This is a genomic window from Arenimonas sp., from assembly GCF_022842045.1.
Lineage (GTDB): Bacteria > Pseudomonadota > Gammaproteobacteria > Xanthomonadales > Xanthomonadaceae > Arenimonas.
Genome location: NZ_JALHQI010000063.1, coordinates 1 through 16,264, shown reverse-complemented (window position 1 = coordinate 16,264; position 16,264 = coordinate 1). Strand labels below are relative to the sequence as shown.

The window sequence follows — 16,264 nt, the reverse complement described above, 5'->3', positions numbered from 1 at the left end:
AGGAAGCTGGTGATGATGACCAGGCATAGCCACAGGCGGCGGCGGGCGACTGGCAGGCCGCGAAGGGCGTGGCCCAGCGTGATGCCGAGGTCGGTGAACATGCCGCTGACGTGCGAGGTGCGGATGATGGCGCCGCTGTAGGTCGTGGCCATCGCGTTCTGCAGGCCGATCGCCACCGCGGCCAGCACCGGGCCAGCGAAGCTGCCGCGGGTGAACAGAGGCACCGCCGCAGCCAGCAGGACCGCTTCCAGCGCCAGCGCCACGCCGTAGCGGCGGCCCAGGCGCAGCACGCTGTCCTGCACCAGCAGCCCGCTCAGCATTGCGCCGCCGACGAAGGCCAGCAGCATCGCCGCCAGCTGCCACGCGGCGCGGCCGTCGCCGCCGGCCAGGGCGGCGCCGAGCAGGGTGGTGGTGCCGGTGAGGTGGGTGATGGCCTGGTGCTCGAAGCCCAGGTAACCCACCACGTTCACCATGCCGGCGACCAGGGCCAGGGCGGATGCCCCGACCCAGACCCAGGTCGCCAGCCGCTCGGTCATGGCCTCAAAGCACTTCCGAGGCGTAGTCGGCCAGGCGCGAACGCTCGCCGCGACGCAGCGTGATGTGCGCGCTGTGCGCCCAGTTCTTGAACCGGTCGACGGCGTAGGTCAGGCCCGAGGTGGTCTCGGTGAGGTAGGGGGTGTCGATCTGCTCCACGTTGCCCATGCAGATGATCTTGGTGCCCGGGCCGGCGCGCGTGATCAGGGTCTTCATCTGCTTTGGCGTGAGGTTCTGCGCCTCGTCGACGATCACCCAGCGGTTGAGGAAGGTGCGGCCGCGCATGAAGTTCATCGAGCGGATCTTGATCCGGCTGGCGAGCAGTTCATTGGTGGCGCCGCGGCCCCAGCTGCCGTGGTCCTCGGTGTGGGTGAGCACCTCGAGGTTATCGGTGAGCGCGCCCATCCACGGCGTCATCTTCTCTTCCTCGGTGCCGGGCAGGAAGCCGATGTCCTCGCCCACGCTGACCGTGGCGCGGGTCATGATGATCTCGCGGTAGCGCTGGATGTCCATCGTCTGCGTGAGGCCCGCGGCCAGCGCCAGCAGGGTCTTGCCGGTGCCGGCGGTGCCGAGCAGGGTGACGAAGTCGATCTCCGGGTCCATCAGCGCGTTGAAGGCGAAGTTCTGCTCGCGGTTGCGGGCGTTGATGCCCCACACCTGGTGCTGCGGCGCGCGGAAATCGTCGACGATCTGCAGCACCGCGCGCTCGTCGTCCAGGCGCGCGACCTTCATCTCCACTTCCTCGGCGCCGGGCATGTACAGGAACTGGTTCGGGTACCAGCCGTCGTCGTCGCGGCGGCGCACCTCGTAGAAGGTGCGGCCCTTCTCGGTCCAGCTGCGCAGGCTGCCTTCGTGTTGCTCCCAGAAGTCGGCGGCCAGCTCGGTGGCGCCGGTGAACAGCAGGTTGAAATCGTCGATCGCGCGGTCGTTCTCGTAATCCTCGGCTTTCACGCCGCAGATCGAAGCCTTGATGCGCAGGTTGATGTCCTTGGACACCAGCACCACGGGCACGCCCGGGTGGTCCTCGATCAGCTGCAGGATCGAGCCCAGGATCTGGTTGTCGGGAAGCACGGTGCCGAAGCGCTTGCCCACCTCCACGGGCTTGAGCTGGAACAGCAGCCGGCCGACGCTTTCGTTGGCGCGCAGCTGCAGGCCCTTGGGCTGGACGAGCCTCACGCCCTCGTCGATCCGGTTGCCGGTGCCGTGCGCCTCGATGATCTCGTTGAGGAAGCGGCTCACCTGGCGGGCGTTGCGGCTGGCCTCGCTGTGGCCCTTCTTGCCGTTGTCGAGCTCCTCCAGGACCATCATCGGGATGAAGACGTCATGCTCCTCGAACTTGAACAGCGCGGTCGGGTCGTGCATCAGCACGTTGGTGTCCAGCACGTAGATACGCTTGCTTCTCGTCATGGGATTCTCATGTTGGGAAGGGACACGGTCGCACATCCGTGTGCGGCACAAGGACGCGCCGCCGAGGCTCGCGGGGCGAGACGGCGGGGCGGGTTTGCTCGGGGGTGGCTCACTTGGCTTTGGCGGCCTTCTTCAGGGCTTCCAGCACGGCCTCGGCATGGCCGGGCACCTTCACGCCGCGCCAGCTTTCGGCGACGCGGCCCTGGGGGTCGATCAGGAACGTGCTGCGCTCGATGCCCAGCACCTTCTTGCCATACATGTTCTTCTCCTTGATGACACCGAAGGCGCGGCACGCGGCCTCGTCGGCGTCGGAGACCAGGTCGAAGGCGAAGCCATGCTTGGCGCAGAAGTTCTGGTGCGACTTCACCGAGTCGCGCGACAGGCCCAGGACCTCGGCCTTGAGCCTGCGGAACTTCGGGTAGAGGGCATTGAAGTCGATGCCCTCGGTGGTGCAGCCGGGGGTGTTGTCCTTGGGGTAGAAGTACAGCACCAGCCACTGGCCGCGGTAATCGGCGAGGTTGGCGCCGCCGCCCTTGCCCAGCGTGATCGGGAGGTCGAGGATGCGGTCGCCGACATTCACGGGGCAGTGGCCCCGCGTCCGGCTTCCAGCGCGGCGACGCGCTTCTTCAGGGAATGGACCTCGCTGTAGGCGAGCAGGGCGAATACGAATCCGATCAGGCCGAAGTACGTCATGTCGCGCTCCGTGGTCAGAACTTCATGGGGTCCATGATGGCGTCGAGGTTCAGGTGGTCGCAGAACTCGAGGAAGTCGTCGCGCAGGGCGGCGATGTGCATGTTGGACGGGATGCCGATGGTGACCTGGGCCGAGAACATGTCGGCGCCGGTCTGCATGGCCCGGTAGCGCGAGCTGTGCAGGCTTTCGATGGTGATGCCCTGGCGGTCGAAGAAGTCGGCCAGCTGGAACAGGATGCCGGGCTTGTCGGCTGCGACCACCTCGACGACGTAGGGCAGCAGGTTCGACTGCAGGGCCTTGGGGCCGGTGCGGTACCAGACCAGCTTGTAGCCTTCCTCGCGCTCGAGGCGGGTGAGCATGGCTTCGAGCTTGGCCACGGCGTCCCAGGAACCCACGGCCAGCGCGGTCACGGACACGTCGCGTCCCACGGTGGATAGCCGCGCGTCGACCATGTTGCAGCCGCTGTCCGAAATGCGCCGGGTGACGGCCAACAGGGGGGACTGCGGATGCGTCGTGTAAGCGCTGATCAGCAGGTGGTTCTCGTTGGCAGCGGGGCGTGCGGCGGGGTCGGTCAATTCGGTGTTCCGTGGCGGCGCGGATGAACCCGCGCGTAAGTGTCCCGGCCAGCATACTTGCCGCCGCTTTGAAGCCGCAAGTAACATCGGGCCACGTCCCTGCAAGGCCTCTCCTTTGCACCTTTCCGGCAGCATCACCGCGTTGGCCACCCCGTTCACGGCGGCCGGCGACCTCGACCTCGACGCCTGGGCCCGCCTGCTCGACGCCCAGCTCGCCGGCGGCAGCCGCGGCATCGTCGTCGCCGGTTCCACCGGCGAGGCGGCCGCGCTCACCGACGACGAATTCATGACCCTGCTGCGCACCGCGGTGGCGCGCGTCGGCGGCCGGATGAAGGTGCTGGCCGGCACCGGCCAGTCCAACACCGCCAAGACCATCGCCCAGACCCGCCTCGCCCGCGACGGCGGCGCCGACGCGGCGCTGGTGGTCACGCCGCCCTACGTGCGCCCGACCCAGCCCGGCTTGGTGGCCCATTACCAGGCGGTCGCGGCCCAGGGCGGGCTGCCGGTGGTGCTTTACAACGTGCCCGGCCGCACCGGTTGCGACCTGCTGCCGGAAACCGTCGCCCAGCTGTGCCGCCACCCCGGCATCATCGGCCTGAAGGAGGCGCGCGGCGACGAGGCACGCTGGAATGCCCTCTATCCGCTGGCGGGCGACGACTTCGCGCTGCTCAGCGGCGACGACCCCACCTTCGTGCGCGCCCTGCTCGGCGGCGCCGACGGCGTGATCTCGGTCGCGTCGAACGTCCTGCCGCGGGCCTTCGCCCGGCTCTGTGCGCTGGCCGCTGGCGGCGACGCCGATGCCGCGCGGGCGCTGGATGCGCGCCTGCAGCCGGTCTACGACTTCACCGGCATCGAGTCCAACCCGATCCCGGTCAAGGCCCTGCTGGCCCGGCAGGGCATCGGCCACGGCCTGCGCCTGCCGCTGCTGCCCCTGTCCGCGCCGCACGGCGCCCTGGCCGACCGGATGGCCGCGCTGTGCCGCCAGGTCGAGCAGGAACTGGCCTGAACCGCTTACCATTGGCGCCTGCCGCAGCCTGCCCGCAGCGCCCTCCAGGAGATCCCGCATGACCGTGTCCAAGCATTCCCTTCGCCCGCTGCTGTTCGGCGCCCTGGCCGTGGCCCTGGTTTCGCAGGCCGGCTGCGCCTGGACCCGCAGCAAGCTGGGGATGGACGTCGAGTACCAGCAAAGCGCCCAGGGCAAGCCCCTGGTGGTCCCGGCCGGCCTGGACACGCCGCCGATGGGCGCGGCGATCGTGGTGCCCGATGCCAGCGAAGGCCCGCTGATCAGCAGCGACCTGCCGCCCAACAGCCTCGGCGGTGGCGATGCCGCCGAGCCGCTGCCCGCCAGCGGCGTGGCCGGCATCGCGGAGCTGACCCTGTCAGATTCGGCGGACGAGGCCTGGCGCCGCGTCGGCCAGGCGCTGCCGGGCATCGCCGGCGTGCGCGTGGGCGACAGCGCCAAGCTGCTCAACAGCCACGAAGCCACGTACCGCGGCGTCACCGTGCTGCTGCGCGCCGAGCCGACCACGTCCGGCTCGCGCGTCGTGGCGCTGGGTGCCAACGGCCAGCCGGTCACCACCGGCGCCGCGGCCGAGCTGCTGGCCCTGCTGCGCGACAAGCTCGCCCAGTAACCAGCGCAACCAAAAGGGGCCAGGGTGATGATTCGTCCCGAACGAATCATCACCCTGGCCCCTTTTTCGTGGCTCAGCGTTCGAGGAGGGGAAGCTTGCCGGGCTTGCCGTCCCATTCGGCGGCGTCAGGCAACGGGTCCTGGCGGGTGGTGATCACCGGCCACTGCTTCGACAGCTCGGCGTTGAGGGGGATGAAACCCTCCTGGCCAGCGGGAACGTCGTCTTCCGGGTAGATCGCCTTGGCCGGGCACTCGGGCTCGCACAGGGTGCAGTCGATGCACTCCTCGGGATCGATCACCAGGAAATTCGGGCCTTCGTGGAAGCAGTCGACCGGGCACACCTCGACGCAGTCGGTGTACTTGCACTTGATGCAGTTCTCGATGACGACAAAGGGCATGGCCGGGACTCGTGGGGGTTGCGAACGCCGCCGATTCTAGCGGCAGCGGCCGGCGACGCCCAGCGCGGCGGCCGCGGCGCCGCAAAAAGCGAAGGCCCGGCATGGCCGGGCCTTCTGAAGAGTGGCGCTCCCTAGGGGACTCGAACCCCTGTTCCAGCCTTGAGAGGGCCGTGTCCTAGGCCACTAGACGAAGGGAGCGCGGATGGCGAAGCGGTGCAGCGGGCGCTAGTATACCGGGCTTTACCGGTGCCGGGAAGCTGCTTCCCGTCCCGGCCCGAAGACGCCGCGCAAGGACCCCGCGCCGCCCCGACCCGAATGGACAAGCGCATCGCCACTCCCCTCACGCCCCTGATCGTGCAGCGCGCCGAGCACGGCATCTCCCGCAAGGACATCAGTCCCAACGCGCTGCGCGTGCTCTACAAGCTGCGCGAGGGCGGCTTCCAGGGCTACCTGGTCGGCGGCGCGGTCCGCGACCTGCTGGTCGGCGGCCATCCCAAGGACTTCGACGTCGCCACCGACGCCACCCCGGAGCAGGTGCGGTCGCTATTCCGCAACTGCCGCCTGATCGGCCGCCGGTTCCGGCTGGCGCACGTGGTGTTCGGCCGCGAGATCATCGAGGTCGCCACCTTCCGCGCCAACACCGACGACGGCAGCGGCGACCGCGAGACCGAGGACGGCGGTCGCCTGCTGCGCGACAACGTCTACGGCACCATCGAGGACGACGCGGTCCGCCGCGACTTCACCGCGAACGCGCTGTACTACGCGATCGAGGACTTCTCGGTGCGCGATTACTGCGGCGGCTACCAGGACTGCCAGGACCGCGTGCTGCGCCTGATCGGCGACCCGGTCGAGCGCTACCGCGAAGACCCGGTGCGCATGCTGCGCGCCGCGCGCCTGGCGGCCAAGCTGGGGTTCGCCATCGCCCCGGACGCCGCCGCGCCGATCCCGGAGCTGGCGCCGCTGTTGTCGGCCGCCCCGCCGGCACGCCTGTTCGACGAGTGCCTGAAGATGTTCCTGGCCGGCCACGCCGAATCGAGCTTCATGCTGCTCGAGAACCACGGTCTGCTGCCGGCGCTGTTCCCCGAGACCGCGGTCGCGCTCGAGACCAACCGCAGCGGCGCCCTGCGCGCCATGGTGCTGCAGGCGCTGCGCAGCACCGACGAGCGCGTCGCCCAGGACAAGCCGGTCACGCCGGCCTTCCTGTTCGCCGCGCTACTGTGGCCGGCGTACTGCCGCGAGCTGGCGGTGATGCAGAAGGCCGGCATCGACCCGCTGGTCGCCCAGCAGCGCGCCGCCGACCGCGTCACGCTGCACCAGGCCCAGCGCATCGCGCTGCCGCGCCGGTTCTCCCAGCCCATGCAGGAGATCTGGCTGCTGCAGCCGCGCTTCGCCCAGCGCGTGCGCAAGCGGGTGTTCCGGCTGCTGTCGCACCCGCGCTTCCGCGCCGCCTTCGATTTCCTGGAGCTGCGCGCCGGCGCCGCGCCCGAGCTGGCCGCCGACGTCGCCTTCTGGCGCGAGGCCCAGGCCCAGGCGCCCGAGCAGTTGGCCGAACGCCTGGATCCGAAGGCGCCGCGCCGCGAGCGCGACCCCGATGACGCCAGTCCCGAAGACGAGGGCGCCACGCCCGGCCCGAAGAAGCGCCGCCGGCGCCGGCGCAAGCCGGGCGGGGGCGAGGGCGGCGCCGAGTGAGGCCGGACGACCCGGTGCGCGCCTTCGTCGGCCTGGGCGGCAACCAGGGCGACGTCGAAACCACCATGGTCGAGGCGCTGTGGGCGGTGGATGCGCTGCCCCAGACCACGATCCAGCGCCAGTCGGCGTTCTACCGAACGCCGGCCTGGGGCAAGACCGACCAGCCCGCGTTCCTCAATGCCGTGGTCGAGCTGCGCACGCGCATGCCGGCGCAGGTGCTGCTGGCGTCGCTGCTGGCGATCGAAGAGCGCTTCGGCCGCGTGCGCAGCGAGACCGACCGCTGGGGCCCGCGCGTGCTCGACCTCGACCTGCTGGCGTACGGCGACGAGGTCGTCGACGAACCCGGCCTGACGCTGCCGCATCCGCATCTTCACGAGCGCGCCTTCGTGCTGGTGCCGCTGGCTGAGATCGCCCCGGCGCTGGTCATCCCGGGCCGTGGCGAGGTTGCCTCGCTGCTCGCCGCGGTGGATGTCTCGGGCATCGAAGCGATACCTTAGGGAACCTTCCCCCCGGGCCCACGCCATGTATGCGAACGACCCCAACGCCCCGGCGCGCGCCCGCCTGACGGTGCCCGCGCTGCGCAAGATGAAGGCCGAGGGCCGGCGCATCGTGTCCATCACGGCGTACGACGCCAGCTTCGCGCGCAGCGTCGACGCCGCCGGCATCGACCTGGTGCTGGTGGGCGACTCGCTGGGCATGGTCTGCCAGGGCCACGACAGCACGCTGCCGGTCACGGTGGATGACATCGCCTACCACGTCGCCTGCGTGGCGCGTGGCCTGTCCGGCGCCTTCCTGGTCGCGGACCTGCCGTTCCAGTCCGATGCCACGCCCGGGCGCGCGCTCGACGCGTCCACCCGCTGCCTGCAGGCCGGCGCGCAGATGGTGAAGCTCGAAGGCGCGGGCCCCAAGCTCGAGGTCATCCGCTTCCTGGCCGAGCGCGAGATCCCGGTGTGCGCGCACCTGGGCCTGACGCCGCAGTCGGTGCTGCGCCTGGGCGGCTACAAGGTGCAGGGCAGGGAGGCCGCGGCCGCGAAGAAGCTGCTGGCCGACGCACGCGCCGTGGCCGAGGCCGGTGCCGACCTGCTGGTGCTCGAATGCGTGCCCTCGTCGCTGGCGGCCGAGATCACCGCGGCGGTCGCCATCCCCACCATCGGCATCGGGGCCGGCCCGTCCTGCGACGGCCAGATCCTGGTGCTGCATGACCTGCTGGGCATGAACAGCGGCCACCGTCGCCCGCGCTTCGTCAAGGATTTCCTGGCCGAGGGTGGCTCCGTGCTGGGCGCCTTCCAGGCCTACGCGGCCGCCGTGCGCGACGGCAGCTTCCCCGCCCCCGAACACGGATACTGAAACGGATGCAGACCCACTCCACGCTGGCCGCGCTGCGCGCCCAGGTCCGCCAGTGGCGCCGCGAAGGCGCCAGCATCGGTTTCGTCCCGACCATGGGCAACCTGCACGCCGGCCACCACGCCCTGGTGGCGTTGGCGCGCCGGCACGCCGACCGGGTGGTCGCCAGCATCTTCGTGAACCCGACCCAGTTCGGCCCGAACGAGGACTACGCGCGCTACCCGCGCACGCCCGACAGCGACATCAAGGGCCTGGCCGAGACCGGCTGCGACGCGCTGTTCCTGCCGCCGGTGGAGCAGATGTACCCGTTCGGCACCATGGGCTGCGTGCAGATGCACGTGCCCGGCATCACCGACATCCTGTGCGGTGCGCACCGCCCGGGCCACTTCAACGGCGTGGCGCAGGTGGTGGCGCGGCTGTTCAACATGGTCCAGCCCGACCTCGCCGTGTTCGGTCGCAAGGATTACCAGCAGCTGCAGGTGATCCGCTACATGACCCGCGAGATGAGCTTCCCGGTCGAGATCATCCCGGCGCCGACCCTGCGCGAGGCCGACGGCCTGGCCATGAGTTCGCGCAACCAGTACCTGCAGGGGGACGAGCGGCAGACGGCCACGCGCATCTACCAGACCCTTCGCTTCATGCGCGACGCCGCGCGCCAGGGCCTGCCCGTGGCCGGCATCGAGGACGAGGCGGTGGCGCGGCTCGAGGCCGCCGGTTTCAGCGTGGACTACGCGGAAGTGCGCCGCGGCGACCTCACCCGCGCCAAGTCGCCGGAGGAGAGGGGCCTGGTCGCGCTGGTCGCCGCGCGCCTTGGCCGGACGCGCCTGATCGACAACCTCGAGTTCGATGGTGACTGAGCGCCGGATGCTGGATCCGTCGCACTGGCAGGCGTTGCGCCGCCAGGCCGAGCGCGTCGGTCGCGGCGCCTTGCCGGTCGACGCGGCGCGCGCCAGTGATTTCGCGCTGCGCGTCGGGCCGCTTTACGCCAGCTTCGCCCGCCAGCGGCTGGATGCCGAGGCGCGCGATGCGCTGTTCGCACTGGCGCGCGAAGCCAACCTGCCCGCGGCCTTCAAGGCGCTGTTCGAGGGCGAGCCGGTCAACACTTCCGAGCGGCGCCCGGCGCTGCATACCGCGCTGCGCGGCGGGCTGGGCCAGTCGGCCGTGGCGCGCGAGGCGCGGGCGCAGGCGCTGGCGGCGCACGCGCGCATGGACGCGCTGCACGCAGCGCTGGAGGCCAGCGACGTCACCGACATCGTCAGCGTCGGCATCGGCGGCTCCGACCTCGGGCCGCGGCTGGCGGTGGATGCGCTGCGTGACTTCCACGCCGGTCGCTTCCGCATCCATTTCCTCACCAATGTCGACGGCAGCGGCGCCCAGCACCTGCTGCGCGGCCTGGACCCGGCGCGCACCGCCGGGCTGCTGGTGTCCAAGAGCTTCGGCACGCAGGAGACCCTGCTCAACGGCCGACTGCTGCGCGACTGGATGGGCGGCGCCGATCGCCTGTACGCGGTCAGCGCCAACCTCGAACGCACGCTGGCCTTCGGCATCCCGGCCGAGCGCGTGCTGCCGATGTGGGACTGGGTCGGCGGCCGCTATTCGCTGTGGTCGGCCGTGGGCTTCGCGGTGCAGCTGGCGATCGGCCGTGAGCGCTTCGCGCAACTGTTGGCGGGCGCTGCCCAGGTCGACGAACACGTGCTGACCACGCCCACGGAACGCAACCTGGCCGCCTGGCACGCGCTGGTCGGCATCTGGAACCGGAACGGCCTGGGGCTGGCGAGCACCGCGGTGCTGCCCTACGACCAGCGCCTGACCCTGCTGCCGGCGTTCCTGCAGCAGCTGGTGATGGAGAGCCTCGGCAAGTCGGTGCGCCATGACGGCAGCCCGGTCATCGCCGACACCGTGCCGGTGCTCTGGGGCGGCGCCGGCACCAATGCCCAGCACAGTTTCTTCCAGGCCCTGCACCAGGGCACCGAGACGGTGCCGGCGGATTTCCTCGGCGTGGTGCGCCCTGCGCACGCGCACGGCCACCACCACGACGTGCTGCTGGCCAACCTGCTGGCGCAGGCCGAGGCGCTGGCCACCGGCTGGCCGTCGCAGGAAGCGCACAAGGGCTATCCCGGCGGCCGGCCCTCGACGCTGCTGCTGCTCGACGAACTCACTCCGCACTCGCTGGGCGCGCTGCTCGCGCTGTACGAGCACAGCGTGTACGTGCAGTCGGTGCTGTGGGGCATCAATGCCTTCGACCAGTGGGGCGTGGAGCTGGGCAAGCGCATCGCTGGCGAGCTGTTGCCGGCGCTGTCGGACGACGCGGTACAGGCCGGCGATCCGGTCACCCGGGCGCTGCTGGACGAGATCCGCGCGCGCCGCTGAGCGCTCAGGCCCCGCGGTGCCGCGACAGCGCCCAGGCCACGTGTTCGCGCACCATCGGGTCCGGGTCTTCGCGGCGCGAAGCCAGTGCCGCGAGCACCGCCGGCGTGGTCGGCGCATTGCCCAGCGCCACCGCGATGTTGCGCAGCCAGCCGGCGTGGCCGGTGCGACGGATCGCCGAGCCTTCGGTGCGCTGCAGGAAGGTGGCTTCGTCCCAGGCGAACAGCTCCGCCAGCCCGGCGGCATCGAGCCCGTGGCGCGGCTGGAAATCCGGCTGCGCGTGCTTCACCGCGAACTTGTTCCAGGGGCAGGCCAGCTGGCAATCGTCGCAGCCAAAGATGCGGTTGCCCATCAGCGGCCGCAGTTCCTCCGGGATCGACTCCTTCAGCTCGATCGTCAGGTAGCTGATGCAGCGGCGCGCATCCACGCGGTAGGGCGCGACGATGGCGCCGGTCGGGCAGACGGTGATGCAGCGCGTGCAGGTGCCGCAGTGCGCGCTGGCCGGCGCGTCCACCGGCAGCGGCAGGTCGGTGAGGATTTCACCCAGGAAGAACCAGCTGCCGGCGTCGCGATTGATCAGGCAGGTGTGTTTGCCGATCCAGCCCAGGCCGGCGTCGCGCGCCAGCGCGCGCTCGAGCACCGGGGCGGAGTCAACGAAGGCGCGGTAGCCGAAGGGGCCGATCTCCGCGGCGATGCGGTCGGCCAGTTTCTGCAGCCGGTGGCGCATCACCTTGTGGTAGTCGCGGCCCAGGGCATAGCGGGCGACGTAGGCGCGCTCGCCGGCGGCCAGCGTGTCCCAGGCCGCGGCGTCGTCGCCGGTGCCGTAGTCCATGCGCACCGACAGCACGCGCAGCGTGCCGGGTACCAGTTCCTCCGGCCGGGCGCGCAGGTCGCCGTGGCGGGCCATGTAGTCCATCCGGCCGTGCAGGCCCTCCTCCAGCCAGCGGCGCAGGTGGGCGGCGTCCTCGTCCAGTGCGATGCCGGCCACGCCCAGCTGCTGGAAGCCCAGTTCCCGGCTCCAAGTCTTGATCCGTTCGGCGAGGGCGGCGAGGTCGGGCATCGCCGCAAGTATAGAATCCCCGCATGAGTGAACAGTTGCCGCTTTACCGGACATCGCAGGTGCGGGCCATGGACGAGCTGGCGACCAGCGCGCTGGGCGTGCCGGCCTACGAGCTGATGGTCCGCGCCGGCGCGGCCGCCTGGCGCGTGCTGCAGCAGCGCTGGCCGGGCGTGCGCCACCTCGGCGTGGCCTGCGGCCCGGGCAACAACGGCGGCGATGGCTACGTGGTGGCGCGACTGGCCCGGGAGGCCGGCCTCAAGGTGAGCGTGCTGACGCCGCCGGGCGCCACGCCGCGCACCGCGCAGGCGCGGCAGGCGCTGGCGGACTGGCGCGCGGCCGGCGGCAGCGTCGCCAGCTTCGACGGCATGCTGCCCGAGTGCGGGGCCTGGGTGGATGCGCTCTACGGCATCGGCCTGACGCGCCCGCCCTCCGAAGCCGCGCAGTCGATGATCGAGCGCATCAACGCCGCGCGCGTACCGGTGCTGTCGCTGGACGTGCCGTCGGGGCTCGATGCCGACACCGGCCACGCCGCCGGCACGGCCGTGCAGGCCACCGCCACGCTGTGCTTCATCGCCGCGAAGCGCGGGCTGTACACCGGCATGGCCCGTGATTTCGACGGCGAAGTGTTGCTCGACCGGCTCGACCTGAAGATCGGCGCCTTCGATGAGTTCACGCCCGCCGCATGGCTATGCCGCCCCGAAGGGCTGGCCCGGTGGCTCGCGCCGCGCCACGCCAATGCCCACAAGGGCGAGCATGGCCACGTGCTGTGCGTGGGCGGCGAGGAGGGCATGGGCGGCGCGGTGCGGCTGTGCGCCGAGGGTGCGCTGCGCACCGGCGTCGGCCTGGCCAGCGTGGCGACGCGGCGTTCGGGGGTGGCGGCGCTGGTGGCCGCGCGCCCGGAAGCCATGACCCACGCGGTCGAAGACGCCGCCGCGCTTCGGCCCCTGGTGGAGCGCGCCACGGTGCTGGCGGTCGGCCCGGGACTGGGGCAGGGCGCGTGGGGCCAGGCGCTGTTCGCCGAGGCGCTGGCCTCGGGCAAGCCGCTGGTGCTCGATGCCGATGCGCTGAACCTGCTGGCCCACCATCCCTCGGCCGTGCCGCAGGCCATCCTGACGCCGCATCCCGGCGAGGCCGCGCGCCTGCTGGGCCTCGACACCCGCGCGGTGCAGGCCGATCGTTTCTATGCCGCCGAGGCGCTCGCGCAGCGCTTCCATTGCACCGTCGTTCTCAAGGGCGCCGGCACCCTCGTGGCCGCGCCGGGCGAGATCCCGGCCGTCATCGGCGCGGGCAATCCCGGCATGGCGACCGGCGGCATGGGCGACGTGCTCTCGGGCGTGATCAGCGCACTGGTGGCGCAGGGCCTGCCGCCGTTCCAGGCCGCGGTCGCGGGCGCGCTGCTGCACTCGGCGGCCGGCGACGCCGCGGCCCGGGTCGGCGGCGAGCGCGGCCTGTTGCCGTCCGACCTGTTCCCGCACCTGCGCCGGATGGCGAACCCCGGATGAGCCGCGACCTGTTCCTGCCCGATGCCGTCGCCACCGAAGCCCTTGGCGCCGCCCTGGCCCGCACCCGCCCGCCGCGCGCGGTGGTCTACCTGGAAGGCGACCTGGGCGCCGGCAAATCCACCCTGGCCCGGGCCCTGCTGCGCGCACTGGGCGTGTCGGGCGCGATCCGCAGCCCGACCTACACCCTGGTCGAGCGTTACCCGGTGCCCGGCGGCGAGGCGGCGCACCTAGACCTGTACCGGCTCGCGGCAGCGGCGGAGCTGGACTTCCTCGGCCTGGACGAGCTGTCCGCCGAGGCCGGCCTGTGGCTGGTGGAGTGGCCGGACCGGGGGCAGGGCGGCCTGCCGGCCCCCGACCTCCGGCTCCGGCTGTCGGTCGAAGGGGCGGGACGCCGGGTGCGGCTGCTGCCGGCCAGTCCAGCGGGCGAGGCCTGGCTGGCCAGGGCCGCGTCCTGACGGCCTCTCCGGGGCTCTTCTGACCCGAATCCTAGGAAGGTTCGGCAGGCCCCGGATTTAAAAAGGATTTTCTTGCTTTTCTTCACGGACGGTGCTTGAATCCCGCCCATGCGCCGCCTTCCCGCCTTCAGCTTGCTGCTCCCGGCCCTTTTGGGCCTGTCCGCGCTGGACGCGCAGGCGGCCCGGCTGGACGCCATGAAGGTGGTCCAGGACGACGCCGGCACGCACGCCGTGATCGACCTCACCGGCGCGGTGGATTACAAGGTTTTCACTCTTTCCAACCCCGATCGCCTGGTGCTCGACTTGTCGGGCACGTCGTTGGGCGCGGCTTACAAGGCGCCCGCGCCGAACGGCGTGGTCGCGGGCGTGCGCACCGGCAAGCCGGCCGAGGGCGACCTGCGCGTCGTGCTCGACCTGGCGCGCGCGGTGAAGCCGCGCAGCCGCATCGAACATGTCGGCAGCGGTTCGCGCCTGGTGCTTGACCTGCGCGACGAGGGCGACACCGTCGCCGGCAAGCCTGCGCCCGCGCGCACGCTCCAGGACGTCATCGGCAACGGCGACCGCAAGCTGGTGATCGCAATCGATGCCGGCCATGGCGGCAAGGACCCGGGCGCGATCGGCCCCACCAAGAAGTACGAGAAGGACATCACGCTCGCCATCGCGCGCGAACTCGCGGCGAAGATCGATGCCGACCCCGGCATGCGCGCCTTCCTGGTGCGCGACCGCGACGTCTTCATTCCGCTCGAGCAGCGCTACATGATCGCGCGGGAGGCGCAGGCCGACCTCTTCATCTCCATCCACGCCGACGCCGCGCACAACAAGTCCGCCAGCGGCGCCTCGGTGTACGTGCTGTCCCTGCGCGGTGCGTCTTCGGAGGCCGCGCGCTGGCTGGCCGACCAGGAGAATGCGGCCGACCTCGTGGGCGGCGTCGAGCTCGACGCGCGCGACAAGAACCTCGCCGCAGTGCTGCTGGATCTTTCGCAGAACGCCACGATGCGCGTCTCCGACGATGTCGCCACCCAGGTGCTGGCCTCGCTCAAGCAGTTCGGAAAGACCCACAAGCCCCAGATCGAGCGCGCCAACTTCGTGGTGCTGCGCTCGCCCGACGTGCCCTCGATGCTGGTCGAGACCGGCTTCATCTCGAACCCGGGCGAGGAAGCCAAGCTCAGCGACCCCGCCTACCGCAAGCGCATGGTCGAGGCCATCCATGGCGGCCTGCGCGCCTACTTCTCCGACCAGGCGCCCCCGGGCACCTGGTACGCGGCCCGCCAGGGCCAGTTCGGCGGCAGCCGGCAGCACGTGGTCAGCCGTGGCGAGACCCTGAGCCTGATCGCGGCGCGCCACGGCGTGCCGATGAGCAGCATCCGCGCCGCCAACAAGCTCAGCGGCGACACCGTCCGCATCGGCGAGCGCCTGACCATCCCGGTGCCGCCGACCCTGGCGTCCGCGCCCGAGTAGGCGACCCGCCGCTGGTATCATCGGGCCTCGTTCCAAAGAGGCCCGCCGTGCCGATCCAGCAGCTCCCCGACACCCTCGTCAACCAGATCGCCGCCGGCGAGGTGGTCGAACGCCCGGCCTCCGTGGTCAAGGAATTGGTCGAGAACGCGCTCGATGCCGGCGCCACCCGCGTCGACATCGACCTGGAGGAGGGCGGCATCCGCCTGATCCGCATTCGCGACGACGGCGGCGGCATCCCGGCCGGCGAACTGCCGCTGGCGATCTCGCGCCACGCCACCAGCAAGATCAGCTCGCTCGACGACCTCGAAGAGGTCGCGACGCTCGGCTTCCGTGGCGAGGCGTTGCCCTCGATTGCTTCCGTCAGCCGATTCGCGATCAGCTCGCGCACGGCGGACCAGGACCACGGCCTCAGGCTGGAAGTGGACGGCGGCAAGTTCGCGCCGCCGCAGCCGCATCCGCACCCGGCCGGCACCACGGTGGAAGTGCGCGACCTGTTCTTCAACGTACCCGCCCGGCGCAAGTTCCTGCGCGCCGAGCGCACCGAGCTGGGCCACATCGAGGAATGGCTGCGCTCGCTGGCGCTGGCGCGTCCGCGGGTGGAGCTGCGCATCAGCCACAACGGCCGGCTCACCCGCCACTACAAGCCCGCGCGCGACGCCGGCGACCACGTGCGGCGCGTTGCCGAGGCGCTGGGCGAGGAGTTCACCGCGCAGTGCCTGCAGGTCGAGCACGCCGGCGCGGGGCTGCGGCTCTGGGGCTGGGTCGGGCTGCCGACGGCCGCGCGTTCCAGCGCCGACCAACAGTACTTCTACGTCAACGGCCGCGCGGTGCGCGACCGCACCGTCGCGCACGCGGTGCGGCAGGCCTACGCCGACGTGCTCTTCCACGGGCGCTACCCGGCCTTCGTGCTGTTCCTGGAGTGCGACCCGCGCCAGGTAGACGTGAACGTGCATCCCGCCAAGCACGAGGTGCGCTTCCGCGAGCAGCGGCTGGTGCACGAGTTCATCTACCGCACGCTGCACGAGGCACTGGCCTCGACCCGCGCGGGGCTGGCAGCGTCCGCGGGCGAAGCCATGGCCCTGCCGGTCGGCGGCAGCGGCGGCAGCGGTGGCTGGGCGGCGCCGGCGCAGGGCGGGCTGGGGTTGCCGGTGC

Annotated in this window: 17 protein-coding genes and 1 tRNA gene; 11 read left to right on the top strand and 7 right to left on the bottom strand. The window is 71.4% G+C overall.

Annotated features, from left to right (window positions below):
• The 4 genes from Q0C12_RS12020 to Q0C12_RS12005 all read right to left on the bottom strand — a co-directional run.
• Positions 1-536: YoaK family protein (locus Q0C12_RS12020; protein ID WP_290890548.1), on the bottom strand; the 536-nt coding region annotated here is incomplete at its 3' end.
• A 4-nt stretch (positions 537-540) separates the two neighbouring features.
• Positions 541-1,941: a PhoH family protein gene (locus tag Q0C12_RS12015; RefSeq protein WP_290890547.1), complete on the bottom strand. Its 1,401-nt coding sequence runs from the start codon at positions 1,939-1,941 to the stop codon at positions 541-543.
• Between the two features lie 109 nt (positions 1,942-2,050).
• Positions 2,051-2,503 carry a peroxiredoxin gene (locus tag Q0C12_RS12010; protein ID WP_290890550.1) on the bottom strand — a complete coding sequence of 151 codons (453 nt, stop codon included), beginning with the start codon at positions 2,501-2,503 and terminating at the stop codon, positions 2,051-2,053.
• A 145-nt stretch (positions 2,504-2,648) separates the two neighbouring features.
• The gene (locus Q0C12_RS12005) at positions 2,649-3,209 is read right to left on the bottom strand and encodes a glycine cleavage system protein R (RefSeq protein WP_290890546.1); all 561 of its coding nucleotides are present in this window, start codon (positions 3,207-3,209) and stop codon (positions 2,649-2,651) included.
• 115 nt (positions 3,210-3,324) lie between these two features.
• Between Q0C12_RS12005 and dapA the strand changes: the two genes are divergently transcribed.
• The gene (dapA, locus tag Q0C12_RS12000; RefSeq protein WP_290890545.1) at positions 3,325-4,215 is read left to right on the top strand and encodes a 4-hydroxy-tetrahydrodipicolinate synthase; all 891 of its coding nucleotides are present in this window, start codon (positions 3,325-3,327) and stop codon (positions 4,213-4,215) included.
• Positions 4,216-4,273: 58 nt separating this feature from the next.
• On the top strand, positions 4,274-4,840 hold the full coding sequence (locus Q0C12_RS11995) for a hypothetical protein (RefSeq protein WP_290890544.1): 567 nt from the start codon (positions 4,274-4,276) through the stop codon (positions 4,838-4,840).
• Between the two features lie 73 nt (positions 4,841-4,913).
• Here Q0C12_RS11995 and fdxA read toward each other — a convergent pair whose 3' ends face one another.
• Together fdxA and Q0C12_RS11985 are read right to left on the bottom strand one after the other, a co-directional pair.
• Entirely contained in the window at positions 4,914-5,237 is a 324-nt protein-coding gene (fdxA, locus tag Q0C12_RS11990) for a ferredoxin FdxA (protein WP_290890543.1), read from the bottom strand.
• A 122-nt stretch (positions 5,238-5,359) separates the two neighbouring features.
• Positions 5,360-5,435 (bottom strand) — tRNA-Glu (locus Q0C12_RS11985).
• Positions 5,436-5,552: 117 nt separating this feature from the next.
• Here Q0C12_RS11985 and pcnB point away from each other — a divergent pair.
• Genes pcnB through pgi form a run of 5 tightly spaced genes read left to right on the top strand, consistent with a single transcriptional unit; the run spans position 5,553 to position 10,640 of the window.
• On the top strand, positions 5,553-6,926 hold the full coding sequence (gene pcnB / locus Q0C12_RS11980; RefSeq protein ID WP_290890542.1) for a polynucleotide adenylyltransferase PcnB: 1,374 nt from the start codon (positions 5,553-5,555) through the stop codon (positions 6,924-6,926).
• Complete coding sequence (folK, locus tag Q0C12_RS11975) at positions 6,923-7,423, top strand: 2-amino-4-hydroxy-6-hydroxymethyldihydropteridine diphosphokinase (protein ID WP_290890541.1); 501 nt, start codon at positions 6,923-6,925, stop codon at positions 7,421-7,423. The genes pcnB and folK overlap by 4 nt, the downstream gene beginning before the upstream one ends.
• A gap of 25 nt (positions 7,424-7,448) precedes the next feature.
• The gene (panB, locus tag Q0C12_RS11970) at positions 7,449-8,273 is read left to right on the top strand and encodes a 3-methyl-2-oxobutanoate hydroxymethyltransferase (RefSeq protein ID WP_290890540.1); all 825 of its coding nucleotides are present in this window, start codon (positions 7,449-7,451) and stop codon (positions 8,271-8,273) included.
• 5 nt (positions 8,274-8,278) lie between these two features.
• Positions 8,279-9,127 carry a pantoate--beta-alanine ligase gene (panC, locus tag Q0C12_RS11965; RefSeq protein ID WP_290890539.1) on the top strand — a complete coding sequence of 283 codons (849 nt, stop codon included), beginning with the start codon at positions 8,279-8,281 and terminating at the stop codon, positions 9,125-9,127.
• A 7-nt stretch (positions 9,128-9,134) separates the two neighbouring features.
• Positions 9,135-10,640 (top strand): glucose-6-phosphate isomerase, encoded by a 1,506-nt coding sequence (pgi, locus tag Q0C12_RS11960; protein ID WP_290890549.1) that lies wholly within the window; start codon positions 9,135-9,137, stop codon positions 10,638-10,640.
• 4 nt (positions 10,641-10,644) lie between these two features.
• Here pgi and queG read toward each other — a convergent pair whose 3' ends face one another.
• Positions 10,645-11,697, bottom strand: coding sequence for a tRNA epoxyqueuosine(34) reductase QueG (queG, locus tag Q0C12_RS11955; protein ID WP_290890538.1), 1,053 nt, complete (start codon positions 11,695-11,697; stop codon positions 10,645-10,647).
• Between the two features lie 23 nt (positions 11,698-11,720).
• On the opposite strand from queG, the gene Q0C12_RS11950 reads away from it, so the two are divergent.
• The 4 genes from Q0C12_RS11950 to mutL all read left to right on the top strand — a co-directional run.
• Positions 11,721-13,199, top strand: a complete 1,479-nt coding sequence (locus Q0C12_RS11950) for an NAD(P)H-hydrate dehydratase (protein ID WP_290890537.1) — start codon at positions 11,721-11,723, stop codon at positions 13,197-13,199.
• A complete protein-coding gene (tsaE, locus tag Q0C12_RS11945) occupies positions 13,196-13,654 on the top strand; it encodes a tRNA (adenosine(37)-N6)-threonylcarbamoyltransferase complex ATPase subunit type 1 TsaE (protein WP_290890536.1) in 459 nt (152 codons plus the stop codon). The genes Q0C12_RS11950 and tsaE overlap by 4 nt, the downstream gene beginning before the upstream one ends.
• Positions 13,655-13,762: 108 nt before the next feature.
• Positions 13,763-15,112, top strand: a complete 1,350-nt coding sequence (locus tag Q0C12_RS11940) for an N-acetylmuramoyl-L-alanine amidase (protein WP_290890535.1) — start codon at positions 13,763-13,765, stop codon at positions 15,110-15,112.
• A gap of 47 nt (positions 15,113-15,159) precedes the next feature.
• Positions 15,160-16,264: DNA mismatch repair endonuclease MutL (gene mutL, locus Q0C12_RS11935; RefSeq protein WP_290890534.1), on the top strand; the 1,105-nt coding region annotated here is incomplete at its 3' end.

Bases quoted from the DNA above. Each gene is read 5' to 3' on its own strand.
- Q0C12_RS12015 (WP_290890547.1), bottom strand. From the start codon at position 1,941: ATGACGAGAAGCAAGCGTATCTACGTGCTGGACACCAACGTGCTGATG.
- Q0C12_RS11995 (WP_290890544.1), top strand. From the start codon at position 4,274: ATGACCGTGTCCAAGCATTCCCTTCGCCCGCTGCTGTTCGGCGCCCTG.
- fdxA (WP_290890543.1), bottom strand. From the start codon at position 5,237: ATGCCCTTTGTCGTCATCGAGAACTGCATCAAGTGCAAGTACACCGAC.
- pcnB (WP_290890542.1), top strand. From the start codon at position 5,553: ATGGACAAGCGCATCGCCACTCCCCTCACGCCCCTGATCGTGCAGCGC.
- panB (WP_290890540.1), top strand. From the start codon at position 7,449: ATGTATGCGAACGACCCCAACGCCCCGGCGCGCGCCCGCCTGACGGTG.
- panC (WP_290890539.1), top strand. From the start codon at position 8,279: ATGCAGACCCACTCCACGCTGGCCGCGCTGCGCGCCCAGGTCCGCCAG.
- pgi (WP_290890549.1), top strand. From the start codon at position 9,135: ATGCTGGATCCGTCGCACTGGCAGGCGTTGCGCCGCCAGGCCGAGCGC.
- queG (WP_290890538.1), bottom strand. From the start codon at position 11,697: ATGCCCGACCTCGCCGCCCTCGCCGAACGGATCAAGACTTGGAGCCGG.
- Q0C12_RS11950 (WP_290890537.1), top strand. From the start codon at position 11,721: ATGAGTGAACAGTTGCCGCTTTACCGGACATCGCAGGTGCGGGCCATG.
- tsaE (WP_290890536.1), top strand. From the start codon at position 13,196: ATGAGCCGCGACCTGTTCCTGCCCGATGCCGTCGCCACCGAAGCCCTT.
- Q0C12_RS11940 (WP_290890535.1), top strand. From the start codon at position 13,763: ATGCGCCGCCTTCCCGCCTTCAGCTTGCTGCTCCCGGCCCTTTTGGGC.